Source organism: Mycobacterium sp. UM_Kg27, from assembly GCF_000972905.1.
GTDB lineage: Bacteria > Actinomycetota > Actinomycetes > Mycobacteriales > Mycobacteriaceae > Mycobacterium.
Window position 1 is genome coordinate 1 of sequence record NZ_JRMM01000356.1, and the last position, 299, is coordinate 299.

Consider the following 299-nt stretch of genomic DNA (forward strand, 5'->3'; position numbering starts at 1 on the left):
AACACCACCCGTGCTGCGCAGGGTGATGGCGGCAATGGTGGTGCCGGTGGCAAGGGTGGTGCCGGGTTTGACGCGGTCGCCGAGGGCGCGGGTGCTGGTGTCTCGGGCACCAATGGTGGTGTCGGTGGTGACGGTGGCGCCGGTGGTAGCGGCACCGTCGCGGGTGCGCATGGTGCTGGTGGCGTGGGTGGTAATGGTGGTTCGGGTACCGATGGCGCTGATGGCGCGGTCGGTAGCACGGGCACTGCGCAGGATCGCACCGGTGGCGCTGGTGGCAATGGTGGCGATGGTGGTAACGC

1 protein-coding gene is annotated in these 299 nt (G+C 69.2%); it reads right to left on the minus strand.

The window, feature by feature from the left end:
- Positions 1-299 (minus strand): hypothetical protein (locus tag LI94_RS25185; RefSeq protein ID WP_046302555.1); only part of this gene is annotated, 299 nt, incomplete at both ends.